The sequence below is a fragment of the Klebsiella aerogenes genome, assembly GCA_029027985.1.
Classification (GTDB): domain Bacteria; phylum Pseudomonadota; class Gammaproteobacteria; order Enterobacterales; family Enterobacteriaceae; genus Klebsiella; species Klebsiella aerogenes_A.
The window spans coordinates 3,073,842-3,093,905 of sequence record CP119076.1 but is presented as its reverse complement, the minus strand read 5'-3'; the positions used below and the strand labels follow the sequence as shown (position 1 = coordinate 3,093,905).

General features: G+C 53.7%; 16 protein-coding genes. 4 read left to right on the top strand and 12 right to left on the bottom strand.

What is annotated here, in order from left to right; genetic code table 11:
• Positions 1-286 precede the first annotated feature (286 nt).
• The 7 genes from PYR66_14805 to PYR66_14775 all read right to left on the bottom strand — a co-directional run bounded on the left by PYR66_14805 (position 287) and on the right by PYR66_14775 (position 12,286).
• Positions 287-2,953, bottom strand: a complete 2,667-nt coding sequence (locus PYR66_14805) for a nitrate reductase (GenBank protein ID WEF26592.1) — start codon at positions 2,951-2,953, stop codon at positions 287-289.
• Complete coding sequence (nirB, locus tag PYR66_14800; protein ID WEF26591.1) at positions 2,950-7,149, bottom strand: nitrite reductase large subunit NirB; 4,200 nt, start codon at positions 7,147-7,149, stop codon at positions 2,950-2,952. The genes PYR66_14805 and nirB overlap by 4 nt, the downstream gene beginning before the upstream one ends.
• Before the next feature lie 21 nt (positions 7,150-7,170).
• On the bottom strand, positions 7,171-7,968 hold the full coding sequence (locus PYR66_14795; protein ID WEF26590.1) for an ABC transporter ATP-binding protein: 798 nt from the start codon (positions 7,966-7,968) through the stop codon (positions 7,171-7,173).
• A 1-nt stretch (position 7,969) separates the two neighbouring features.
• Positions 7,970-8,881, bottom strand: a complete 912-nt coding sequence (gene ntrB, locus PYR66_14790; protein WEF26589.1) for a nitrate ABC transporter permease — start codon at positions 8,879-8,881, stop codon at positions 7,970-7,972.
• Positions 8,882-8,893: 12 nt separating this feature from the next.
• On the bottom strand, positions 8,894-10,156 hold the full coding sequence (locus PYR66_14785; GenBank protein ID WEF26588.1) for a CmpA/NrtA family ABC transporter substrate-binding protein: 1,263 nt from the start codon (positions 10,154-10,156) through the stop codon (positions 8,894-8,896).
• 279 nt (positions 10,157-10,435) lie between these two features.
• On the bottom strand, positions 10,436-11,653 hold the full coding sequence (locus PYR66_14780) for a nitrate- and nitrite sensing domain-containing protein (GenBank protein ID WEF26587.1): 1,218 nt from the start codon (positions 11,651-11,653) through the stop codon (positions 10,436-10,438).
• 213 nt (positions 11,654-11,866) lie between these two features.
• A complete protein-coding gene (locus tag PYR66_14775) occupies positions 11,867-12,286 on the bottom strand; it encodes a GNAT family N-acetyltransferase (GenBank protein ID WEF26586.1) in 420 nt (139 codons plus the stop codon).
• Positions 12,287-12,542: 256 nt separating this feature from the next.
• On the opposite strand from PYR66_14775, the gene PYR66_14770 reads away from it, so the two are divergent.
• Together PYR66_14770 and gap are read left to right on the top strand one after the other, a co-directional pair.
• Positions 12,543-13,523 carry a helix-turn-helix domain-containing protein gene (locus PYR66_14770; protein ID WEF26585.1) on the top strand — a complete coding sequence of 327 codons (981 nt, stop codon included), beginning with the start codon at positions 12,543-12,545 and terminating at the stop codon, positions 13,521-13,523.
• Positions 13,524-13,600: 77 nt separating this feature from the next.
• Positions 13,601-14,611 carry a type I glyceraldehyde-3-phosphate dehydrogenase gene (gene gap / locus PYR66_14765; protein ID WEF26584.1) on the top strand — a complete coding sequence of 337 codons (1,011 nt, stop codon included), beginning with the start codon at positions 13,601-13,603 and terminating at the stop codon, positions 14,609-14,611.
• Positions 14,612-14,808: 197 nt separating this feature from the next.
• Here the strand turns inward: gap and PYR66_14760 are convergent, their stop codons facing one another.
• A complete protein-coding gene (locus tag PYR66_14760) occupies positions 14,809-16,149 on the bottom strand; it encodes an amidohydrolase (protein ID WEF26583.1) in 1,341 nt (446 codons plus the stop codon).
• Positions 16,150-16,599: 450 nt separating this feature from the next.
• Here PYR66_14760 and PYR66_14755 point away from each other — a divergent pair, with 450 nt between their 5' ends.
• On the top strand, positions 16,600-17,340 hold the full coding sequence (locus PYR66_14755) for a hypothetical protein (protein WEF26582.1): 741 nt from the start codon (positions 16,600-16,602) through the stop codon (positions 17,338-17,340).
• A gap of 78 nt (positions 17,341-17,418) precedes the next feature.
• On the top strand, positions 17,419-17,634 hold the full coding sequence (locus PYR66_14750; GenBank protein WEF26581.1) for a DUF6500 family protein: 216 nt from the start codon (positions 17,419-17,421) through the stop codon (positions 17,632-17,634).
• Between the two features lie 172 nt (positions 17,635-17,806).
• Here the strand turns inward: PYR66_14750 and sra are convergent, their stop codons facing one another.
• The 4 genes from sra to fliP form a co-directional block, all read right to left on the bottom strand.
• Complete coding sequence (sra, locus tag PYR66_14745; protein WEF26580.1) at positions 17,807-17,941, bottom strand: stationary-phase-induced ribosome-associated protein; 135 nt, start codon at positions 17,939-17,941, stop codon at positions 17,807-17,809.
• Positions 17,942-18,230: 289 nt separating this feature from the next.
• Positions 18,231-19,013: a flagellar biosynthetic protein FliR gene (fliR, locus tag PYR66_14740; GenBank protein WEF26579.1), complete on the bottom strand. Its 783-nt coding sequence runs from the start codon at positions 19,011-19,013 to the stop codon at positions 18,231-18,233.
• 2 nt (positions 19,014-19,015) lie between these two features.
• Entirely contained in the window at positions 19,016-19,285 is a 270-nt protein-coding gene (gene fliQ / locus PYR66_14735) for a flagellar biosynthesis protein FliQ (GenBank protein WEF26578.1), read from the bottom strand.
• A 17-nt stretch (positions 19,286-19,302) separates the two neighbouring features.
• Positions 19,303-20,064 (bottom strand): flagellar type III secretion system pore protein FliP, encoded by a 762-nt coding sequence (gene fliP / locus PYR66_14730; protein WEF26577.1) that lies wholly within the window; start codon positions 20,062-20,064, stop codon positions 19,303-19,305.

Genomic DNA, 20,064 nt, shown 5'->3' with positions numbered 1-20,064 from the left:
GCGTTACACCTGTTATCGATGATTTGTCCCGGAGCAGAAAATCCTCTGAACACGACTCCAAAGCATCCAGAGGGAGTCACCGCTCTCATGACAAAGAATTCACACCCTCACTAAAGTCGTTTGTACAAGGTATGTGTTCGTGTTGGCCTGATTGAAGGAGGGAAGCCTTTAGCCGTTTGGCATCCGGACGATACATTCCCGCCACTTTCCCAATGATTAACAAAGCAGGGGACTCGACATGTTCTTGCGCCATGATCTTTCCTCATGCATCCAGTGTGCTGGCTGTTCATTGGCGCTCTCCCATGGTCAAGGTGGCTATCTGGTCGGCAACTATCTTCTTAAGCTCAGGCAGGCAGGAGCCACAGTTGGTGCCGCATTTCAGGGTTGCCCCAAGCTGCTGCACGCTGTGGCACCCCTGGCGTACGGCATCGACAATTTGCATTTCGCCGACGGAAAAGCAGCTGCAAACTATTTTGCCGGTTGGCGCTTTATGGTTGGCGGCTTGACCTGCCAGCAAGGCCAACCGCTGCTGCGCTGTCTCCGGTGGCGTGAAAAAGGCAGATAACACCTCCTGACGGTCTGGTATCAGAGGGCTTCGACTGGCATAAAATGCCAACTGCAGTACGCCCTTCGCCCACACCAGCAGGTTAAAACCATCATCACCTATCCGGGCGCTCTGGCAGATTTTTCCCTCCAGCGCATAATATTCGCCCAGCCATGCCAGCCAGTCTTCAGGAAGGGAGGTGTCGGCCAGAGTAAAATGCGTGATGCCCGGTTGAGTGATAAGACTCCAGTAAGCGGTTGTCGGTGGAGCGAACCCGTCCCCCCGAATAAACAGTTCAGCGTGCCATGCCGCTTTCCATTTCATCAGGTTGACCGGCGTATGTTTACTTTCTGGCTGTCCGGAAAGGGGGTCTGTGTAGGGGGCGATCAGCGCATCAACGCGGGCCTGTTGGCTGAAACGACTATTCCAGTGGATCGGCACAAAAATGCTGCCACGTGGCTGAAGATAATCGGGTTGCGCACGTAACAGCAGCCAGCCATGTGATGAGGAGACGCGCAGTAAATCGCCCGCCTGGACACCTGGCGCATCATCCGGATGGAGCTGGCAGTAAGGTTCACTGATGTGCTGCATCAGGCGTGCAGACCTGCCTGTTCGTGTCATCGTATGCCATTGATCGCGTATCCTACCGGTGTTCATCACCAGCGGGTATGCCTGCGTCGGTTGATTGGCGGGTAGCCTGGGGATCACGGCGATCAACCGTGCTTTACCATCGGAGTGAAAGAATATTTTATCCGTGAAGAGTCGAGGGGAGCCCTGAGGTGTGGCGGCGTTTACCGGCCACTGAATCGGCCGCATGGCATCCCATTGTTCATTGGAGAGCTGCGCCAGCCCACTGATGTCAAAGGCACGTTCACCGGCATTTTCAAATCCGGATAGGGAGGCATGTTCGCGAAAAATGTCTGCCGGATGCTGCCAGGCAAAGGCGTCGCCAAACCCCAGTCGCTGTGCAACCTGGGAGAGGATCCACCAGTCTGGTTTAGCCTCTCCCGGCGCGGGAAGAAACGAGCGTTGGCGTGAGATACAACGTTCCGAATTGGTCACCGTGCCATTTTTCTCCCCCCAGCCCAGTGCCGGGAGCAGGATATGCGCAAAACGTGTGGTGTCCGTGTCACGCATTATGTCGGACACGATGACCAGCGGACAGCGTGCCAGACCGGCTCGAACGCGATCGGCATCCGGCAGCGAGACCAGCGGATTGGTGCCCATAATCCAGACGGCTTTGATCTCTCCGCTTTCGATAGCATGGAATAACTCGACGGCGCTGAGCCCGGGAGCCCGTGCGACGCTATCGCTTTTCCAGAAACGGCTAACCCTATCGACCTCGGTGGGTGTAAATCCCATATGACAGGCCAGCTGGTTTGCCAGCCCACCAACTTCACGCCCGCCCATCGCATTCGGCTGGCCCGTTATCGAAAATGGTCCACAGCCGGGGCGTCCGATATGGCCGGAGGCTAAATGCAGATTAATGATAGCGTTGCATTTATCGACGCCCGAAGTGGATTGGTTAATCCCCATCGAATACAGAGTCACCATGCGTTGGCTATCGGCGACTCGCTGATAAAAGGCCTGTAATTGAGAGGAGGGTAACCCACAGTACTCCGCCGTTTTATCGAGGCTCCATGCTTGCGCTGCCCGTAAAGTTTCTGCAGCCCCAAGAGTGTGATTTTGCAGAAAATCGGTATCCAGTTTTCCTGTCTCTGCCAGAGCATTCAATGCCCCGCAAAACAACGCTGCATCAGCACCAGGACGCAGCGCCAGATGGAGATCGGCAAGATCACAGGTTGCCGTTGTACGCGGATCGACAACAATAATCTGCATGTCTGGCCTGTTCGCTTTGGCTTTCACCAACCGCTGATACACTACCGGATGCGCCCAGGCGGTATTCGAACCCACCAGGATAACGCAATCGGCCAGCTCCAGATCCTCATAATTGCAGGGAACGGCATCTGCGCCGAATGCGCGCTTGTAACCCACCACGGCGGAAGACATGCATAGCCGGGAGTTGGTATCCATGTTTCCCGCCCCGATGAACCCCTTCATCAGCTTATTGGCGACATAGTAATCCTCCGTCAGCAGCTGACCCGAGCCATAGAACGCGACCGACTGCGGCCCATATTCATCCATCGTGGCCTGCAGCCCTTGCGCGACAGCATCCAATGCTTGTGACCAACTGACGGGTTGATGATGAATTTCCGGTTGGAGCAAGCGCCCCTGTAAGCCCAACGTTTCACCCAGCGCGCTGCCTTTGACACAGAGTCTTCCGTGATTCGCCGGATGTTGCGGATCGCCACTGGCCGCAAAGCCATCAGCATGCGGCTGCATACTGACGCCACACCCTACACCGCAATAGGCACAGGTGGTATTAACGACAGGAAGCGGTGTCTTCATAGGCTGACTGTCTCAATGATTTTGACAGGTGCGATGCCCTGCACGCATGCCTGCACCCAGACGCGGCCTTCTTCCACTTTCACTTCCCAGGTTCGCAGGGCAACCGGTGAATGATCCAGGCTCTGGCCATCCTGCAGGCGAAAACGCTGTTTATAGAGCGGTGAAATCACGACCGGCTCGCCTTTGACATCCCCCACTAACCCGCGCGCTAACACATTGGCGTCGCTGTCAGGCTCATGATTGCTTAACGCAAAAACCTGCTGTGGGTGGTCGGGTAGATGGAAGAGGGCAATCTGCTGGTTCGCCAGCCGCGCCGCCATTCCCGCATTCGCCGGGATGGCGCTCAAGCGGCACACCTCAACCCAGCCGTCCACCGACTCCGGCGTATTTTCCACTTCAGGGGCAGGCAGCATGCTGCGCTCCTGATGTGTTGCAGGACGTTGTTGCTGACGCTCCTCCACCATCATCACCCCTTCGTCTGGCACTTCACTGTTTACAAACGGCTTGAACAGCGCCAGGCGATCCGGAGATGACAGCGTTGTCTGCCATTCGCACTGATAGGTCGCAACCACCGCCTCCATTTCACGATCCAGTTCATCCGCGATATGCAGGCTGTCCTCCAGTATGACCTGGCGCAGGTAGTCCAGACCGCCTTCGAGATTATCCATCCAGGTGCTGGTGCGCTGTAGTCGGTCAGCCGTGCGGATATAGAACATCAGGAAACGGTCAACCGTACGAATGACATCCTCGGTACTCATGTCCTGCGCAAACAAATCAGCATGACGGGGCTTCATGCCTCCGTTTCCGCAGACATACAGATTCCAGCCCTTATCCGTTGCAATCACCCCGACATCTTTGCTTTGGGCTTCTGCGCACTCACGAGTACAGCCCGATACGGCCATTTTAATTTTGTGAGGTGAACGGAGCCCTTTGTAGCGGTGCTCTAACTGCAGTGCGAGCGAGGTAGAGTCCTGTACGCCGTAGCGACACCAGCTCGATCCGACGCAGGATTTCACCGTACGCAGGGATTTACCATAGGCATGACCGGTTTCAAAACCGGCATCGACCAACTGTTGCCAGATGTCCGGAAGTTGTTCCAGGCGCGCGCCGAATAAGTCGATGCGCTGCCCGCCGGTTATTTTGGTATAGAGACGGTAATGCCTGGCGATCTCGCCGATCGCGATAAGCCCTTCTGGCGTTATCTCGCCCGCCGGAACGCGCGGGACGACGGAGTAGGTGCCATCCTTCTGAATGTTGGCAAAATAACGATCGTTGGTGTCCTGCAGCGGCAGATGCTGCGGTTTTAACAGGTACTCGTTCCAGCAGGATGCCAAAATCGAACCCACCAGCGGTTTGCAGATTTCACAGCCGCTACCGTGGCCGTGCTTTTCAATTAGCGCCTCGAAGGTGCGAATATTGCCAATCCGGACCAGGTGATAAAGTTCCTGGCGCGACCAGGCAAAATGTTCACAGATATCTTTTTTCACCTCAACACCCATATCGGACAGCGCGTACTCCATCACTTGCTTAGTCAGTGCGGAGCAGCCTCCACAGCCTGTCGCGGCTTTGGTGCAGGTTTTTATCGCAGCCATGTCATGGCAATTATTCTTCACCGCATCACAGATATCGCCTTTGCTGACGTTGTGACAGGAACAGATTTGCGCACTGTCCGGTAGAGCGGCTATGCCCAGCGCCGGCTTATCTGTGCCTGAACTGGCAGGTAAAATCAGGGTTTCAGGTTTGGCCGGTAACGGCATATCGTTGAGCATCATCTGCAGCAGGGTACTGTATTCCGCGCTGTCTCCGACCAGTACCGCGCCGAGCAGGCGTTTACGGTCCTGTGATACCACGATTTTCTTATACACTTCTGCCGGGCCGTCGACCCAGCTGTAACTCTGACAGCCGGGCGTACGACCATGCGCATCGCCGACAGAGGCCACCTCGACGCCCAGCAGTTTAAGTTTGGTGCTCATGTCAGCACCTTTAAACGCCACTTCGCTGCCCGTCAGAGTATCCGCCAGCGTGCGGGCCATCTGATAACCCGGCGCGACCAGACCGAAAATTTGACCGTTCCACAGCGCGCATTCTCCTATGGCATAGATGGCGGGGTCGGACGTCTGGCACACATCGTTGATGACAATGCCGCCACGCGGGCCCACATCCAGTCCGCACCCTCTGGCCAGCTGATCGCGCGGGCGGATACCGGCAGAGAACAGCACCAGGTCGGTTTCCAAATGGCTGCCATCGGCAAACGCCATGCGGTACTGGCACTGTTCGCCCGCGACGATGGCCTGCGTTTCCTTCCCCGTATGCACCTTCACGTCCAGCGCTTCAATTTTACGACGCAGCATGGCCGCGCCACCTTCATCGAGCTGAACCCCCATCAGCCGTGGCGAAAATTCCACCACGTGGGTGTCCAGCCCAAGCTGTTTCAGCGCGTTTGCCGCTTCCAGCCCCAACAGTCCTCCGCCCACGACCACACCGATTTTCCCTTTCGCCGCACAGGCCTGTATGGCATCCAAATCATCAAGCGTGCGATAGACCAGGCAACCTGGCGCATCATTCCCGGGAATGGGTGGCACAAACGGGTAGGAGCCTGTCGCCAGCACTAACACATCGTAGGCCGTCTGTCGTCCTTGATGGTCGACGACATAGCGATGCTTCGTGTCAATGTGCCCGATGCGGTGCCCCAGGCGTAGCTCAATGCCGGTGGATTCAAAGAATCCTGTTTCAACCATCGAGAGGGATTCCGCGCTTCTGCCGGCAAAGTATTCGGATAAGTGAACACGGTCGTAGGCAGGCGTTGCCTCTTCAGCAAAAACAATCACCTGATAGCGCAGGTGCAGTTCGCGCTCCACCAGTTGTTGTAAAAAATGGTGGCCCACCATGCCGTGTCCGGCCATAACCAGTACAGGTTTCGACATTGAATGACTCCTCGTTACCGCGACGGGCAACGGTTCTGATTGATTGAACGGTAAGCCGGAGGTCTCTGGCTCATGAGCGGGACTGAAGACACTGAGGGGCGCCTGCAGAGTTGTGGGATGGCTAATGTGAAAGAGGTAATCCGGGCCATCGCTGATATCGCCCCACAGAAGTACCCCCTTCACCTGGTTGTCGCGAAGCACCAGACGACGGTAATGCCCGTCAAACGGGTCAAAGGTGGTGTGGATTTGCGCGTCATCGTCGCCATTCAGTTCACCGGCACAAAACAGATCGATACCCGTGACTTTGAGGCGTAGCGGCACATTCTGTCGCTCAAACGTTGAGGTGCTATCGATACCCGCCAGCCGTGAGGCCAGCGTTTTAGCCTGTTGCCAGCAAGGCGCCACCAGGCCAAAAGTGAGATCACCCAACTGACAGCATTCACCGATGGCCGATATCTGCGGGTCGGACGTTTGCAGTTGATTGTCCACCAGGATGCCGCGGTCGCATGACAATCCGGCCTGTTTAGCCAGTCCGATTTCCGGTCGCACGCCCACGGCGATGACTACGCGTTCAGCCGGTATTTCACGTCCATCATGCAGGTTTACCGCACGGATGTTTCCCGCTGTATCAGGAGCGAATGACGCCGTTTCAGCCTGCAAAATGACGTTAATCCCGCGCAAAGAGAGCCTGTCGTACAGCAGGTCTCCGGCCTGTTCATCAAGCTGCTGATCCATCAAATGCGGGCCACGATGCAGCAGGGTGACCTGCATTCCTCGCTGGGCCAACGCCGCGGCCGCTTCCACACCCAATACACCACCGCCGATAACCACCACTGGCTGATCGCTGTACGTGTCCCGAAGTATGTTTTCTACATCCTGCTGAGTCCGGAATCCCTGAATACCGGGTAATTCCATGCCGGGCAACGACGGAAGAAAAGGGCGCGAGCCGGTTGCTATCACCAGATGGTCGTACTGATAGATCTGCCCGGCGGCCGTCACGGTACGCGCGTGGCGATCGATTGTCGTCACTGTCACGCCAGTCATTAATGTGATGTTGTGATGTTCGTACCACTGCGCATCGTGCGTTATGATTTGCTCAAAGTCTTTCTCACCGGAGAGGACGGGCGTGAGCTGTATACGGTTGTAGGCGCCGTAGTTTTCATTGCCGATGATCAGCATGCGATAGCGGTCTGGCGCGAACTCGCAGAGATGCTCAACCAGCCGTACCCCAGCCATGCCATTGCCAATAACGATCAGTGTCGGTTTAGCCATCAGGTAAATCCTCTCGCTGAATCAGGCCACGGCCCGGTGTTTTTCATAGAGAAAATGCAGCACCTGCTGGCGGTACTGGTGGAACAGGGGATCGTTCGCGAGCGTCAGGCGACTGCGCGGTCGGGGCAGTTCAACCTGTAACACTTCACCGACTTTCGCCGCGGGACCGTTGGTCATCATCATCACGCGATCAGACAACAGCACGGCTTCGTCAACGTCGTGAGTGATCAGCAAAATGGTGGTTTTCAGGCGTGCCTGAATGTCCATCACGGCGTCCTGAAGATGGGCACGCGTTAAGGCATCAAGCGCCCCAAAAGGTTCGTCCATGAGCAACACTTTGGGTTTCATCGCCAACGCGCGGGCAATGCCCACCCGTTGCTTCATCCCACCTGAAATGGCGCCAGGGCGCTTATCGGCGGCATGCTCCATGTGCACCAGTTCGAGGTTGTGCATAATCCAGTCGTGCATTTCGCTTTTGCTCATCTGGCCTTTAAAGACCTGCTGAACCGCTAACGCGACATTCTCAAAAGCGGTTAACCATGGCAGCAGCGAATGGTTCTGGAAGACAACGCCGCGCTCGGGGCCCGGTCCGGTAATTTCTTTGTTATCGCACAGCAGCACACCGTCCGATGGTTGGCTCAGTCCGGCAATCAGGTTCAGCAACGTCGATTTCCCACAGCCGGAGTGACCAATCAGGGTGAGGGTTTCACCTTCCGCAATGTCAAAACTCACGTTATCCAGTGCCAGGTACGTCGTTTTCGCCCCAGGGAAACGCTGGCTGACGTTCTGGACACTGATAATGGCTTTCTCTTTTTTCATGTCAGGCTCCAGGGTGGTTGTCGTCACTTAATCGGCGGGCAACGGCCATCAGCCCTTGCTCAAGTAGCATCCCTACGGCACCAATCAGCAAAATAGCGATGATGATGTTTTCCACGTTGAGGTTGTTCCATTCATTCCAGATCCAAAAACCAATCCCCACGCCGCCGGTCAGCATTTCTGCTGCGACAATGACCAGCCATGCAATGCCAATAGATAACCGAACACCGGTCAGGATGTAGGGCAGAACTGCGGGAAACAGGATCTTGCGTATCACTGTGAACTCACTGAGTTTCAGGACGCGCGCAACGTTGAGATAGTCCTGCGGAATGCGCATCACGCCTTCTGCGGTATTGAGGATCATCGGCCAGATAGAACAAATGAAGATGGTCCATGACGAAGCGGGTTCCGCACGCTGGAACAGCAGCAGACCGATAGGAAGCCACGCAAGCGGGCTGACCGGACGCAGCAACGAGATAATCGGATTGAACATACTGTTAATAAAGCTGAAACGGCCAATCAGAAACCCTGCGGGGATCCCCAGCAAGGCCGCCAGCCCAAAACCTATCGCAACGCGTTTGAGTGATGCCAGGATGTTCCAGCCAATCCCCATGTCGTTTGGCCCGTCGATGTAAAACGGATCGGCAAAGATAAGTTTCGCCGCCTCCCAGGTTTTCATCGGTGTTGGAAAGCCTTTGCTGTTCATCGCCGCAATCTGCCAGACGACCAGCAAAACGAGAGCCCCGAAAAGGGCGGGGATCATTTTTTGCAGCAGGCGACGAGCGCTCGCGCGAAGCCGGGTAATAAGTGCATCAGGTTTGGCAAGCGGAGTCGGGTTTTTGATCGTGACAATCTCTGCTCTGACCCGCACAGGCTCCGTCAGGCTCACCGCATTGGTTTTCAAATTCATAGACATCTGTAGCCTCACTTAGCGTTTCATTGCAAAACTGTTGGCATATTCAGCAGGGGCGCTGCCATCCCAGACTTTGCCGTCGATGAAGGTACTGCTGCGCATATCGCTGGAAGGTAAGTTGATGCCTCCGACCGCCGTAGCGGCCTGTTTATAGACGTCAATACGGTTAATTTTTTTGGCAATGCCGAGATAGTCGGGGTCTTTGTCGAGCAGCCCCCAGCGCTTGTGTTGAGTCAGGAACCACATACCATCGGAGAGCCAGGGGTAATTGACGGCGCCATCATTGAAGAAGCGCATGCTGTGGCTATCTTTCCATTTTTTACCCAGACCATTTTCGTAATTACCGAGCATGCGGCCCTGAATCGTCGCTACCGAGGTGTTGATGTAGGCTCGCGCCGCAACGACCTGAGCGGTTTCAATACGATTGGCGTCGGAGGTGTCTATCCAGCGGGAAGCGTCGAGTACCGCGGCGGTGAGTGCGCGAGCCGCATTCGGGTTTGCAGAGACCCAGGCGGACGTGGTGCCGAGAATTTTCTCCGGATGATCCGGCCAAATCTCCTGCGACGTAGCTGCCGTGAATCCAATGCCGTCCTGAATGGCCCGCTGATTCCAGGGTTCCCCGACACAAAACCCGCTCATATTGCCGATTTTCATGTTCATCACCATCTGCGGTGGGGGGACGACAACATTGCGCACGTCGTTGAAGGGGTGGATACCGACATGTGCCAGCCAGTAATAAAGCCACATGGCGTGCGTGCCGGTCGGGAACGTTTGGGCGAAGGTATACGTGCCTTTATCGCTGGCATCAGCCGCTTTTTTTAGCGATGCCGTATCCGTAACGCCCGCCTGTTTTAACTGGTTGGAAAGCGTGATCGCCTGCCCGTTATTGTTGAGCGACATCAACATCGCCATATCATGCTGCGGGCCGGAAACGCCAAGCTGCAAGCCATACAGCATGCCGTACAAGGCATGCGCGGCGTCCAGCTCACCGGATACCAGTTTGTCGCGCACCGAAGCCCAACTCGACTCTTTGCTTGGGATGATCTTAATGCCGTACTTCTCGTCAAATTTCTTTACCGCCGCCATCACCACCGAAGAACAGTCCGTCAGAGGAATGAATCCGACACGGATCTCTTTCTTTTCTGGCGCATCGGAGCCGGCAGCCCAGACTCTGTTCATGAAGCCTGACATCAACATGCTGCCGCCGAGTGCCGCACTTCCCGCAAGAAAGCGGCGGCGGGAGAGTTGCCCCAGAGTTTTTTTGTCGTTTTGCGTCATCAAGGCTTCCTGTTACGTAGAAAATGAACAAAAAAAAGCGTCCAGTTAACGTTCAGTTTCCTGAACGCTAACGGACGCCTTTATCCGTAATCCTGACTAAACCGCCATTGGTTTAGTGCTTCTGTTGTCAAAATAATGCAGTTCGCGTGCCAATCTTCAGATTCGCAACAAATCAGAACATTAGCGCGATAGGGCAACGCTGTTATCCGTTCTGATGCACCGTCAGCGCACAATGTGCACAGCAATATTGCACATGGAAGGTGCAGCGATTGACCGGTATTACGCCCGCTTTCCTCCTAATAAAGTAGATACGGAAAGCACCGCATCTGCGATTTCCGATAGTTTCTTATTCTGGTTCATCGCCATCGCAAGCAACATTTTATGCGCCTCGGGTTCTGTTAAGGCGTGATGTTGCATCAGCAGGCCTTTTGCACGCTCAACCAGCTTGCGCTCGGCCAGCAGGACACGGAGTCGGGAAAGTTCGGCATCGAGAGCCTGTAGCTGACGGGATTGCTGTTCGACCAGTTCAAGAACAGACCGGCTGAGCTGAGGAGGAAGCAGCACGGTGTAATGACTTTCGGGCTGCGGAATTTGGTCGATATTCTGCTGTTGAAGTGCAAGAGATGCCTGCGCTTCATTGATACGTTGGCGGCAGGATGCCATCAGGACATCTTCCAGGTTATCCTCCACCACTTTCATGCCATCGATTCGCGCGCTAGAGACGCTAAACCAGCGGAGTGCGATATCCGCCGACGCTTCATTGGGCTTTACCTGCGTGCAGGCAATACGCCTGAAACGTTCGAAATCGCTGCTATCCTGGTTCATCTGTTGCTGCCACAACGCCAGGCTGTTGGGGTCAGTAAATTCCGCGAATGTCTGAAAGCAACGCTCCTGGCTTTCGATCAGGCTCAAAAGTTGTTGGCGCGCTGACTCGTCAAACTGACGCGCAGCAAAACCAGCGGCAGCCGTTGCCCGTTCCTGCCCGGCCAGCTCTTTACCCTGCATGAAGCTGCACATCGCCAGTAAGGCCCGAGAAATGGACGGATCGCCGGAGATATCCGCCGTTTCGAATACTAGTGCAAGGTGGGTGCGGATCACCTCGTTGTAGGTATTCATGGCTTCTGGCTGACTGATACTCAGGTCAAAAATGTGCTGACGCAACGGAGGTAATGTGCTGAGACTGTGTAAAAGTAAGGCGATGCGGCTGAACAAACGAGAGGCGTTAGCCATGTTCAGGCTGGTCAACTGATGAGATTCAAACCACTGATTGATCGCCTTCTCAGCGTTTCGAACCGCCAGGGCTCGCTCGCTCAGTTGTTCTTTCCAAATGCCGCCATGAGAACACAAAAAGATGTTTGCGGTACCTCGTTCTCGTTGCAGTACGTGAATCATTTGGCTGACAGCACCCACTAACTCGCCCAACTTCAACAGCTGTTGCAAAGAGGCGATTTCGCTTTTTTTTGACTCCTGAATGAAGCTGATAGCGGAAAGGGTCATAGAGGAACCTGTTTAATGAGTAGGTTCATCGTTAAAGCAAGAAGTGTGCCGGAGAGAGAAATAACTAACTATTGTTAGCTCGTCCGCTCGGTGCCAGGAGCAGACGTTGATAATGGTGTGTATTGGTCAACAGTACGATTTATTATTCATGCTGAAAGCAGAAAGCTGCTTGATTGCAGCTTTCAAAAGCCAGTGTATTCAAATGCAGCAAAGCTATAAATTAGGTTTAATTAAATAATGCCTTTGTGAACCTACTTTAGGAAAGTCCGGTAGCGACATTTGAAGTATATAACCCTGTTTTTCATAAAAAGGGAGAGCCTGGAAGCTAAAGGTATCTACAAGTCCATGAATACACCCTTTCCGCAAACCTTCTTTTTCAGCCATATCCATAAGTTTGCTACCCAAACCGCTGCTCCTTGCAGATTCACTTACCCAAAGATAGTCGATGCAGAGCCACGGACCTTTTCTGTCAGCAATTAATCCGCCTACCATTTCACCGCTTTCGTTTCTGCAGTAGACCCCAAGCTGCCCATTTTTACTAAAATCGACGAACTGAGCATTGTAGCTTCTTAATCCGGTTAATAGTTCTTCTTTATCATATTCAGTAACTTGATGTGTGATTTGAAAGTCCATACATATCCAATTGAACAAGTTTGCATTTGTAATTTAATGTTATAAATAAGTTAATGAAACGTATCAATGGAAAGTTTATTTTTAATCCTGGGGGCAGGCCACGTCCGTTTTTCGCTCAAAGCAGACCTGGTGCTACCTGCTTCTTCAAAAATCAAACCCTGAACTGGAGGCGGTACTGCCACGACGGTAGGGATACAATTTTTTTGGTTGCGTATGTTCTGTTGACTTATTCTGTAAAAAGATTACTTTTCAGGACATGAAGAAGATACTCATTATCGTCCCCGATGGCGGCATGCTGTTTGAATCCGCCGGCATTGCCGACATTCTGATGCAGGCCAACCGCCTGCATCCGGAAGGCGCGACCCATAGCTGTTACCAGGTTCAGTTAGCGACAACCCAGCCGCATCAGGTGATCCATGGTCAGTCCGGTTTAAATCTACTGGCAGATCATCGCCTGCATGAGATAGACCCTCGCGAACCTCTCGATACCGTCATTATCACTGGCAGAGGCCAAAACCCGCAGGAAGGCATTGCGGTGGTTGACTGGCTGCGCCTTGCCGCTCCCCATGCCCGCCGCATTGCATCGGTTTGCGGCGGCGCAATGCTGTTGGCGCAAACCGGGCTGCTGGACGGCAGACGAGCCACCACTCATTGGAAATTACTGGAAACCATGCAAGCAGAATTTCCTCAGGTGCGCGTCGAAGGCGGCCCGCTCTACATTCAGGACGAACACATCTGGACATCGGGTGGAGTCAGTTCGGGCTTTGACCTGACGCTCGCGCTGGTTGAAGAGGACTACGGCTTCAGTCTGGCGCGCGACATCGCCCAGGACTTTGTCATGTACCTGCGCCGCCCCGGCGGCCAGTTGCAGTTTAGCCGCTACAACCTTCAGCAGAGCAGTTCCCTGGGCCCCATTAACGATCTGCAGGCCTGGTTGCTCAAGAACCTCACCGCCGACCTTTCGGTGGATAAACTGGCGGAAAAAGTCGCCATGAGTCCACGTAACTTCACCCGCGTGTTTACCCGGGAAACCGGCGCTTCGCCAGCGCGCTACGTCGCCGAAGCCCGTCTGGCCGCGGCCCGGCAGCGTCTGGAGCAAACCAACGACACGCTGGAGCGGATTGCCGAACAAACGGGTTTTGGCAGCAGCATTAACCTGCGACGGCTGTTTGAAAAACAGCTTCACCTCACGCCCGGCGAGTATCGGCAGCGCTTTCATTGCCGCAAAATGGCGTAAAGTGATCCTTTTTTGTCATTTACGCCAATGAGTGACCGGCCTAGATTACCTTCAGAGACAACGATAAGGAGTTGATTATGGTAAAGGTCGGTATTAACGGTTTTGGTCGTATCGGGCGCAACGTACTGCGTGCCGCACTGGGTAACCCGGATATTCAGATTGTGGCCATTAACGATCTGACAGACAGTAAAACGCTGGCGCATCTGCTGAAATACGACTCGCTGCTCGGTAAACTCGACGCCAATGTCACTGCTGGTGAAGGGCAACTGGTGGTCGACGGTAAACCTATTACGGTGTTCAGTGAACGCGATCCAGCCACTATCCCGTGGCGTCAGAGTGAAGTCGATATCGTCATTGAAGCAACCGGTTTTTTCACTGACCGTGACAAGGCAGCGGTGCATATCCGCAGCGGCGGCGCAAAGCGCGTGATTATCTCCGCCCCCGGTAAAAACGAAGATTTAACTATTGTGATGGGCGTTAACGACGGCCTTTACTCCCCGGATAAACACTACGTGGTCAGCAACGGTAGCTGCACCACCAACGGTCTGGCGCCTGCCGCGCAGGTTCTGCACCAACATTTTGGTATTAAGCATGGTCTGATGAACACCACCCACGCTTACACCAACAGCCAGGCGCTGCACGATCAGCCGGAAAAAGATCTTCGTGGCGCTCGCGCCGCGGCATTGTCGATTGTGCCTTACTCCAGCGGTGCGGCGAAGGCGCTTGGCAAAGTCATCCCTGAGCTGGATGGCCGCTTAACGGGTTATTCGCTGCGCGTACCGGTACCGGTAGTGTCGATTGTCGATCTGACCGTAACGCTTGAGCGCGATGTCACGGCAGAAGAGGTTAATCATGCGTTTCGTGAAGCCGCCGCGACGGGGCCATTGAAAGGGATCCTTGGCTATAGCGATGAACCGCTAGTCTCAAGCGACTATCAGGGCGATCCGCGTTCTTCCATTATCGACGGTCTGTCAACGTTGGTGATAGGTGGCAATATGGTCAAAATTCTGGCGTGGTACGACAATGAATGGGGATTCTCCAACCGCCTCGTTGACCTGGCGCTGTTGATGGCAAGGCGTGAAGGTTAACATCTTTATTCGCATGCCGGACAACGGAAAATGAGATTGCGCGACAAATCACGCAATCTCATTTCTATACGTTCAATCTGGCCTCTCAAGCCCATCGTTATCCGGATTCTCGCTGTCAACGAGAGCGGATTAGCCTGCCGAAGACACAATGGCAACGGCAGGAGTGAATAGAGGACGCGGAATGTATCTGTTTGTACTCAGATTTTTTGCGGTATCGTGCTCTGGCCGTCACGACCGATAATAATACCGTCTTTGAATACCAGCTTGCGCGTCGGTGTGTATAAAACGGCTGCCGGTACGTCGCTGGCTTCCAGCACCACCAGGTTGGCGGCGTTGCCTTCCTTCAGGTGTTCCAGTCCGTGGTTGTCGAGATTAACGTGTTGGGCCGGAATGCGGGTGATCATTTCAAAGGGCCGCATCAGCGGCGCATCGGCACGATAATTGGCGCCGTAGGCGAACGTTCTCGCGCGTTGCAACTGATCGCCATCTCCCCAGGGTGACCACATGTCCTGAATATTGTCGTTCGCCGCGGCGTAGAGAATGCCGGCATTCAGCAACGGTTCGACAGGTGGGTAACCAACATTGCCCGGGGCGGTGCCGATAACGCGGACCCCTAAATCCGCCATATCTCCCAGTACGCCGTTGAGTTCGCTTTCAGAAATTTGCCCGAGAGAAAACGCATGCGAGAGGGTAATTTTATCCTTCATCCCCAGCGCCTTACCGCGGACAATAATCTCTTTGATGGAGGCCAGGCCCATCTGACCCGGCTCGTGCAGATGAATATCGATAGGTTTACCGGTTTTTTCCGCCAGGCTAAAGAGGACGTCAAGGTGTCCTTTGCGGTCATTATCAAAACCTTGCGGATCGAGGCCGCCGATGTATTCCACGCCCATATCCAGCGCCTGAGCCATGTAATCAGCAACGCCCGGCGATTTCATAATCCCTGATTGGGGAAAAGCCACGAACTCCATGCTCATGTAGCCCTTAAAATCTTCGCGGATGCGCATCAACGCCTCAACGCCGGACAGTTTGGTCAGCGGGTCGATGTCGATATGGCTGCGCAGATGTGTGGTTCCCATTGCGGCCATCTGGCGCACGAGGTTGGAGCCATAGGTGTAGGGATCATGTTTAAGCTCAACGCGTAACTTGCGTTCATTGGCCGCCCGTTCAGCTACGCTGGCGGTTGCGATGTGATGTAGACGTTCCGGCGCGCCGAAACGCGTTTTGTCGAGGTGGACATGGGTGTCAATGAAAGAGGGCAGCAGCAGACAGCCAGTGCAATCGACCGATTGTGCGTTCGCAGCCGTTAAGGCATGACCGATTCTGGATATTTTACCGTCGGCAATCAGGACATCCGTTGGCTCGCTTGCCGTTCCAATAACAATGTTCTGCAACACAATCGGCGACGAAGACAGGCTCTGCGTATTATCAGTCGCATGTGTTGCCGTGTTTTGCGCAAGCACGCGTCCACTCGATACGGCCATCAGCGCGCTGGTAGCGACGGCACTGCTGATAAGCGATCTCCGGGATATCATCATATCAATTGATTCCTTGTTTTATTATCGTATTGGTAGCGGGAAAATAACGTATTTACTGAAGAGCACAGGTATTTGTGTATGCGTCAGTAACATCCATTCGTCAATTGTATAATTTGTTTTTGTGACATGGCGCGGGGAAAAAAACAGGCATAATAACAGAGTGTTACTAGTTTATCTCCGGGCAGCAACGTTTTAATGTTTGTTTGCTCAGTGACAGAATCAGATTCTTACAAGGAGGGATTTTCTCGGACTCTTATGGACAAATTAAAAACATGGGTGCGTGTAAACTCAAGGTGGATTTCAACGCTTAATCCGTATCAACTTCAATCATCACAACTATGCCGTTCACCATATAAGAAAAGTCTACTACTCATTTATGCCTTAAGTTCCGGTAGGTTATGCCGATAGTTAAGATAAACTATACGCATAAAATGCAAAGGAAGGAAAGCTGTGAAGGATTTATCAAAGTACACAAAATCTTTAGGTTTAGCGAAGTACTATGTTTATGCTTTTTATGACAAAAAAGATACGTCTAAGAAGCCATTTTATATCGGTAAAGGCAAGGCTGACCGGTGTCTTGATCACATTAAACGTCCCGATGAGTCCCCAAAATCTGAACGAATCAAAGAACTCCTTGCCAGCAAAAATCTCGGGATCGACATATTGCGCCATGGTATGGATGAGGCCACGGCCAAACTGGTTGAGGCAACGTGTATCGATCTTTTAGGTGTTGGCGAACTGACGAATAAAGTCCGCGGAAGTAGTTCTCTGATGGGGCGTATAACCCTTGATGGGCTGCAACATCTACTGCTAAAAGAAGAGACGGAAATTGCTCCTGAGCATGCTGGTATTGCCTTCCTTCTTAACAGTACATACAAGTCAGGTATGAGCGCACTTGAATTATATGAGGCTACGCGTGGTGTCTGGGCAAAAATTCCTAAAGACGACAGTCTTAAATTTGCTTATGCAACTTATGGCGGTCTCATTATGGAAGTCTACGAAATACAGTGCTGGGTGAAGGCGGGCTCTCAGCAATACTTTACCCGTGATTTGACTATTAGCCCGGACACTCACCGCTCTGAATTTGTAGGACGAATAGCGGCTAAAGACATAAGGGATAAGTATGTTGGCAAATTAATCAAAAAGGCGCGTAGTCACGGGAATCCATTTGTGAAAGTTGGCGTTGTTTAGCATTTTTAATAACATGCACCTTGCAACCCGAAGTTGCTTTACGTAGATCCAGACCCTGAACATAAAGAAGGAAAACCCATGCGGACCGCAATGAAGGAAAAAATCATCAGAACCTGTGAGGCGAAGATAGCAGCCAAAGGGAGCCACGTTGGACTATCGTTCTATGCTTTTTTTGCCAATAAAAATGATGACCCGGAGCTGCTGATGGAGGTTGCGCAGTGGTGGATTATGGAGATGAAACTGGATCATTTTGAAAAGGCTGAAAAAATAAAATCCCTCGTGTTAGCCATGTAACCACTCGGCCAGACGATGTGCGCTAAAAATGTATTCCCCACACACGGTTATCTACAGCGGTGGGGAATTATTGCGTGGGGAGCACCATTGCCAGTCAGGATTATTATTTTATTTCGATTGAAAAATGAGAAATAATAATGCGGCAGCCCGACGATATTTTTCTGTATCCGTATTATTTCTTTTTCTTCACCACTTTCCATTTTCCGCCAGCGGCGGTGTCGGCAAGCACGATTTTAAACCGGTTGCTTTCCCAATGGGGCATGCCTAACGCACGCCGCGCCACACGGTTACCTTTTGCTTTAATCATGATGTCGCTCCTTGTCATGGCTTAACTACAAAAAAACATAAATTACAGATGTGTTGCTCCAGCACATAAAATAATATGTGCGGGCGACGTTGATTTATTTTTCCAGGAAAATTAAACGGCGTAAAAATGAATTCAGGCTTTATTGTAGGGTGGCTATTTTTTAATTCAAGCCGTAACGGACATTCGGACCTAAGTGCCGATAAACACCTTTTTCCGGGCTTTTATCCCAGGAAACGGTGTTTATTGCCATTTTGTCTGGCAAGCGGGGTCAGGAAATTAGCGGGGCCGGTCAGAATGTCATACCGCCGATAACCGCTGCCAGACGATCGAACATTTCGCCAAACAGATGTTCGCAGAACGGCGCCAGCATCGGCATCATCATGCCGAGGGTCATGATGCCGAAGGTCATGGTCACAGGGAAGCCGATGACGAACACCGACAGCTGTGGCGTCATGCGGTTAAGCAGGCCAAGGGCGATGTTGAGCGTCAGCAGCAGGCAAATCAGCGGCAGCGCCAGCATCATGCCGTTGATAAAGATTAATGAGCCGAGTTGGGTGAGCGCCAGAAAGCCGTTGCCGTTCAGCGGTTGGCTATGGATTGGCAGCGTGTGGAAGCTGTCGGCCAGCAGCGAAATCAGCCACAGGTGGCCATCGACGCTGAGAAACAGCAGCATCGCCAGCAGGTTCAGCAGCCGCGCCAGCACCGGCATATTTGGGCCGCCGCTGGGATCGAAGAAGGTGGCGAACGAGAGCCCCATCTGCATGCCGATGACTTCGCCCGCGAGACGCACCGCCGCGAAGGTAAACTGCATCGTCAACCCCAACGCCGCGCCGATCAGGATCTGCTGGATGGCCAGCCATAACCCGGCGGCGGAGATAATCGGGATATCGGTGGTGGGCAACGTCGGGGCGATCAGAATAGCAATCAGGCCGCCGAGGCCGATTTTCACCTTTTTGCTGATCTGCTTTTCGCTCAACACCGGCACGGTGCTGATAAGGGCCAGAATTCGCAGCAGCGGCCAGAAATACTGGCTGAGCCATTCACTGAGCTGGGCGCTGTCGAAAGGGATCACGGTTAGCCGATGATGTTAGGTAGATTGCTGAACAGCGTGCGCATATAGTCCAACAACAGATTCAACATCCACGGCCCGGCGATAATAATCGTGGCCACCACCGCGAGGATTTTCGGAATAAACGACAGGGTCATTTCGTTAATCTGGGTGGCGGCCTGCAGCAGGCTGACCACCAGACCGCTGATTAGCGCCGCTAGTAGCAGCGGGGCGGCCAGCGCGAGGGCGACTTTCATCGCCTCGGTGCCGATGGCCATAACGGATTCAGGCGTCATGATTGTTCTCCGGCGGCTCAGGAATAGAAACTCTGCGCCAGCGAGCCGAGCAGCAGCTGCCAGCCATCCACCAGCACAAACAGCATCAGCTTAAACGGCAGCGAAATCGTCGCTGGCGGCACCATCATCATCCCCAACGCCATCAGCACGCTGGCGACCACCAGATCGATAATCAGGAACGGAATGAAGACCGTAAAGCCTATCTGGAAGGCGGTTTTCAGCTCGCTGGTGACGTAGGCGGGCAGCAGGATGCGCATCGGCACGGCTTCCGGCCCATCCAGCGGCGGTTGGTTGGCCAGGCGGGCGTACAGCGCCAGGTCGCTCTCGCGAGTCTGACGCAGCATAAATTCGCGCAGCGGCTGCGCGCCTTTATCCAGCGCCGCCTCAAGGCCGATTTTGTCCTGACTAAAGGGCAGGTAGGCGTCCTGATACACCTTGTCGAACACCGGCGACATGATAAAGAAGGTCAGAAACAGCGCCAATCCAAGCATCACCTGGTTCGGCGGCGCTGACGGCGTACCCAGCGCGTTACGCAGCAGGCCCAGCACGATGATGATACGGGTAAAGCTGGTCATCATCAGTAGCATCGCCGGCAGAAAGGTCAGCGAGGTCAGCAGGACCAGGGTCTGCACCGGCAACGACCAGCTCAGGCCGCCGTTAGCCAGCGGCTGGCTAATAAGACCCGGCAGCTGCGCGAAGGCGGCGGGGCTCAGCAACAGCAGCGCGGCGGCCAGCCATGGCGCCCGGCGGCGGGCAAAGGCGAACAGAAGAGGGAACAT

Coding starts and splice junctions, on each gene's coding strand:
- PYR66_14805 (WEF26592.1), bottom strand. CDS start 2,953: ATGAAGACACCGCTTCCTGTCGTTAATACCACCTGTGCCTATTGCGGT.
- nirB (WEF26591.1), bottom strand. CDS start 7,149: ATGGCTAAACCGACACTGATCGTTATTGGCAATGGCATGGCTGGGGTA.
- PYR66_14795 (WEF26590.1), bottom strand. CDS start 7,968: ATGAAAAAAGAGAAAGCCATTATCAGTGTCCAGAACGTCAGCCAGCGT.
- ntrB (WEF26589.1), bottom strand. CDS start 8,881: ATGTCTATGAATTTGAAAACCAATGCGGTGAGCCTGACGGAGCCTGTG.
- PYR66_14785 (WEF26588.1), bottom strand. CDS start 10,156: ATGACGCAAAACGACAAAAAAACTCTGGGGCAACTCTCCCGCCGCCGC.
- PYR66_14780 (WEF26587.1), bottom strand. CDS start 11,653: ATGACCCTTTCCGCTATCAGCTTCATTCAGGAGTCAAAAAAAAGCGAA.
- PYR66_14775 (WEF26586.1), bottom strand. CDS start 12,286: ATGGACTTTCAAATCACACATCAAGTTACTGAATATGATAAAGAAGAA.
- PYR66_14770 (WEF26585.1), top strand. CDS start 12,543: ATGAAGAAGATACTCATTATCGTCCCCGATGGCGGCATGCTGTTTGAA.
- gap (WEF26584.1), top strand. CDS start 13,601: ATGGTAAAGGTCGGTATTAACGGTTTTGGTCGTATCGGGCGCAACGTA.
- PYR66_14760 (WEF26583.1), bottom strand. CDS start 16,149: ATGATGATATCCCGGAGATCGCTTATCAGCAGTGCCGTCGCTACCAGC.
- PYR66_14750 (WEF26581.1), top strand. CDS start 17,419: ATGCGGACCGCAATGAAGGAAAAAATCATCAGAACCTGTGAGGCGAAG.
- sra (WEF26580.1), bottom strand. CDS start 17,941: ATGATTAAAGCAAAAGGTAACCGTGTGGCGCGGCGTGCGTTAGGCATG.
- fliQ (WEF26578.1), bottom strand. CDS start 19,285: ATGACGCCTGAATCCGTTATGGCCATCGGCACCGAGGCGATGAAAGTC.
- fliP (WEF26577.1), bottom strand. CDS start 20,064: ATGTTCCCTCTTCTGTTCGCCTTTGCCCGCCGCCGGGCGCCATGGCTG.